4 protein-coding genes, 1 tRNA gene and 1 pseudogene are annotated in these 3,087 nt (G+C 36.1%); 1 reads left to right on the top strand and 5 read right to left on the bottom strand.

Features of this window, described 5'->3' with window-relative positions; translation table 11 throughout:
* Positions 1 to 126: pseudogene (locus tag CYO90_RS10615) on the top strand (cell surface protein); the annotation flags it as partial.
* Between the two features lie 81 nt (positions 127 to 207).
* Here the strand turns inward: CYO90_RS10615 and CYO90_RS09420 are convergent.
* The 5 genes from CYO90_RS09420 to yaaA form a co-directional block, all read right to left on the bottom strand.
* Complete coding sequence (locus CYO90_RS09420) at positions 208 to 915, bottom strand: hypothetical protein (protein WP_103579310.1); 708 nt, start codon at positions 913 to 915, stop codon at positions 208 to 210.
* Positions 916 to 987: 72 nt separating this feature from the next.
* The gene (locus CYO90_RS09415; protein ID WP_429827834.1) at positions 988 to 2,076 is read right to left on the bottom strand and encodes a Cj0814 family flagellar-dependent secreted protein; all 1,089 of its coding nucleotides are present in this window, start codon (positions 2,074 to 2,076) and stop codon (positions 988 to 990) included.
* 145 nt (positions 2,077 to 2,221) lie between these two features.
* Positions 2,222 to 2,308: transfer RNA gene (locus CYO90_RS09410), tRNA-Leu, on the bottom strand.
* Between the two features lie 68 nt (positions 2,309 to 2,376).
* Complete coding sequence (locus CYO90_RS09405; RefSeq protein ID WP_002942224.1) at positions 2,377 to 2,679, bottom strand: HU family DNA-binding protein; 303 nt, start codon at positions 2,677 to 2,679, stop codon at positions 2,377 to 2,379.
* Positions 2,680 to 2,802: 123 nt separating this feature from the next.
* A partial coding sequence (gene yaaA, locus CYO90_RS09400) for a peroxide stress protein YaaA (protein WP_141090556.1) occupies positions 2,803 to 3,087 on the bottom strand: 285 nt, incomplete at its 5' end.

Genomic DNA, 3,087 nt, shown 5'->3' with positions numbered 1-3,087 from the left:
ATAAATAAGGATCAAAAATTTCTCTATGCAAGAGAGCTTTTAAATTTCAAAGAAAAAAGAGGCATAGATGTCTTAGAGCTTATGCAAAAGATAGATAAGAAGCAAATTTTAAATAAGATGGCTTGATAAATAAAGCAGAGCGAGGATCATCCTCTACCTTGTCATAGTATGACTTAGCAGCAACTCGCGCTAAATACAAAGATAAATTTAAACCTTTTTATCGACAACCTTTTTGCCATTTTCTTCAAGTTTTTGCATGATACGAAGCACATCGATACCTCGTTCTCTCTCAAGTTCTTGAAGCTTAAGTAAATATGAGAATTTCTCATCCTTAGTAATGTCATAAGTTTCAGTGTTTTTGCTATGTCCCTGAATAGGCTTAAAATTTTCTTCTTTTATGCCATTTGAATCTGGCTCATTGTTTTTATTATTTAAAATTCTTTCAGCTTCTTCATTCATAGCATCTACTTGTGAGAAAAAGTCTTCATTGCTCTTTTCTAGCTTCTCTGCCATCCTAGCTCTATCTTGTAGCCAGCGTTCTTTAAATTCACTGATACTAAGATCAGCTGAGTTTAACAACTCGTCGCTAATATCATCAGATATCATTGGCATAAAATCGCCAGTCTTGCTCTCTTGTATAAAACGTAACAAAGAATTTGCTTCGTCCTTGCTTATTGAGCTATCAAGTCCTGTTGCTTTACCCCAAATGGTTATCCTGCCATCAGCTGCAATGCCACTCATGTAGTTTCCAAAAATGCGCTGAAGAGCACTATTTGCTACAGCGTTATTGCTATCATCGTTTATTTTATTTTTATCAGGTTGTTGCTCTGTTTTTGTTTGTATGTTTTTCTCTTCCGCTCCAGCTGGCTCATACCTCATATTTTGATATGTAAATCCATTTACACTGCCTATCATATTTAAAAGCCTTTTGTATTTCTTAATTTGTAAATCGACCTTTCAACATTTTAGTTTATATATAGCCTATCTCTACACAAAAGTCTTACTAATAGAACTTATCCTCTCGCTCCAAGAATTTGCTAGAGAATTTATATCCTCTCTAGTTGGCTTAAATTTCTCATAATCGTTTGAAGTAACACTTTCTGCGCTAGTGTTCTTTGATCTTGCATACATTAAAAGCGGTAGCTCTTTAAGTCTTTCTTTTATGAGCGCTTTTATGCTCTCACTATCCTTACCCACCTTTTCAAAATCCACAAAGTACTCTTTATGCTCTCCAGTGCTTGAGATATCATTTAAGGCAGCGCTGCTTAGCTTAGTCTTTGCACTATCACTTGGTAGCGGTCTAGAGCTGCGCAAAAATCCCATAAAAAGAGCCTCTTTGCTGTAGCCTTCATCTGCTTGATATACCGACATATCTGGGTTAAAACTAAACTCATCGCCTGCTTCGCTCATCGTAAAATCAACCTCTTTTACTATAAGCCTAACGCCTGCACTTGAAAGCTCTTTGCTAAGAGTTTTGGCGCTATTTAGCTCATCGGTGCTAGAGTAGATGTTTGAGATAGTGGAGCTTGATAGATCTTTTATCAAATGTCCTTTGGCATCGTAGCTAGTGCCTTTTGTGCTGTAACCTTTTGGTAGTTTGCCTATATCTGCAAGGGTGTAGCTCTTTTTATCATCGCCTAAAGTGCTAGACGTCATTTGATCAAATAGTCTGTAGTAGTGCTTTATAGTATCGGCCATATCGATGTTATCAAAGATCTTTATCTGCTCGTCTTTGCTTTTGATGCGGTTTAGCACATGATTGCGCTCGGCAAATCTACTAAGCTCATCAAGCGTGCTTTTATGGATTTTAAAGTCCTGTGGCAAACCTGCATCTTTGTTAAAATCAGCTCCCATAAAGCCAGCTTTATCCACTGTGTAGCCATAAGCTTGAAGATTATTAAAATTTAAAGAGGCGAGGCTATTTTGTGAAAAAGAGATATAAGTAAATTTAGCTGGCTCTTGGCTTGGCTTGCTAATCTTTTCTTTGGCATTTTGCTTTATGAGATCACTAAAATTTGCAGATCTGTCTTGTTTGTGTTGTTGCTTAGTATATGAATTTACATTTGTGCCTAAGATGCTAATATCATTCTTGGCTTGCCTCCTAGCTTCTTTTATAGTTTATAGCAAAAGGTGTTCCAGAGAATTAGTATTTCATGCTCCGTCATTATTCTGTAAAAAATAATTACTTGCAACGATATACCGTTCTTAAGGTATTGTATAATGGTGCCCGAGGTCGGACTCGAACCGACACAAGGTTGCCCTTATCAGATTTTGAGTCTGACGCGTCTACCAGTTTCACCACTCGGGCTAAGTTAAGATTGAAATTTTAGATTTGTGAGAAGAAAAAAAGGGAGACTTGCTCCCCGAAAAAGAAAATTATTTCTTTTTACCTTTTTTAGCAGCACCAGCAGCAACTGCTTCTTTAAGTTTTTTGCCAACTTTAAATTTGACTGCTTTGCTAGCAGGAACGTCGACTACTTTCTTGGTTCCAGGAACTCTAGCTTTCCTTGCAGCTCTATCAGCAGTACCGAAAGTACCAAAGCCTATAAAGCTAATTGTATCGCCTTTTTCAAGAACCGCTTGGATTGTCTCCAAAGTAGCATCAACAACTTTTAGAGTATCTTTTTTTGAAAGACCAGCCTTGTCGGCAACCGCTTGAATAAATTCAGCTTTTTTCATGAACCATCCTTTTAAGAAGTTATGCGGCAATTCTACACTCTTTTAAAAAAAAATACAATACTTTTTCCCTAAATTTAGCTCTTTTTTGCATTTTTTTAGTAAAAAAGACCAAATTTTGAACTCTCACTCACAAATTTCAAACGTAAGCTCGTTTTTTAGCCCTATCTTTTTTATATCCACAAGTTTTAAATTTTCAAAATTTAGAGCCATTAGCTCATCTTTGTTTGTCACTTTAGCATTTGCGATCTGGCGCAAAACCTCACCTCTATAAGCTTTTGCATGGTGGCTTAGTATCTTTTTGTTTTTCAAGAAACAAAATGTCGTAAATTCTTTTTTTATCACATAAAATTTCTCATAAAATTTAGCCCTAAGATCTAAAATTTCATCATTTTCTAAAAAGCTATCGAC

This window comes from Campylobacter concisus, from assembly GCF_002913745.1.
In the GTDB taxonomy this organism is placed as follows: Bacteria; Campylobacterota; Campylobacteria; order Campylobacterales; family Campylobacteraceae; genus Campylobacter_A; species Campylobacter_A concisus_R.
The sequence above is the reverse complement of the archived record's forward strand: the minus strand, read 5'-3'. Positions and strand labels throughout refer to the sequence as shown.

Bases quoted from the DNA above. Each gene is read 5' to 3' on its own strand.
- CYO90_RS09405 (WP_002942224.1), bottom strand. From the start codon at position 2,679: ATGAAAAAAGCTGAATTTATTCAAGCGGTTGCCGACAAGGCTGGTCTT.
- CYO90_RS09420 (WP_103579310.1), bottom strand. From the start codon at position 915: ATGATAGGCAGTGTAAATGGATTTACATATCAAAATATGAGGTATGAG.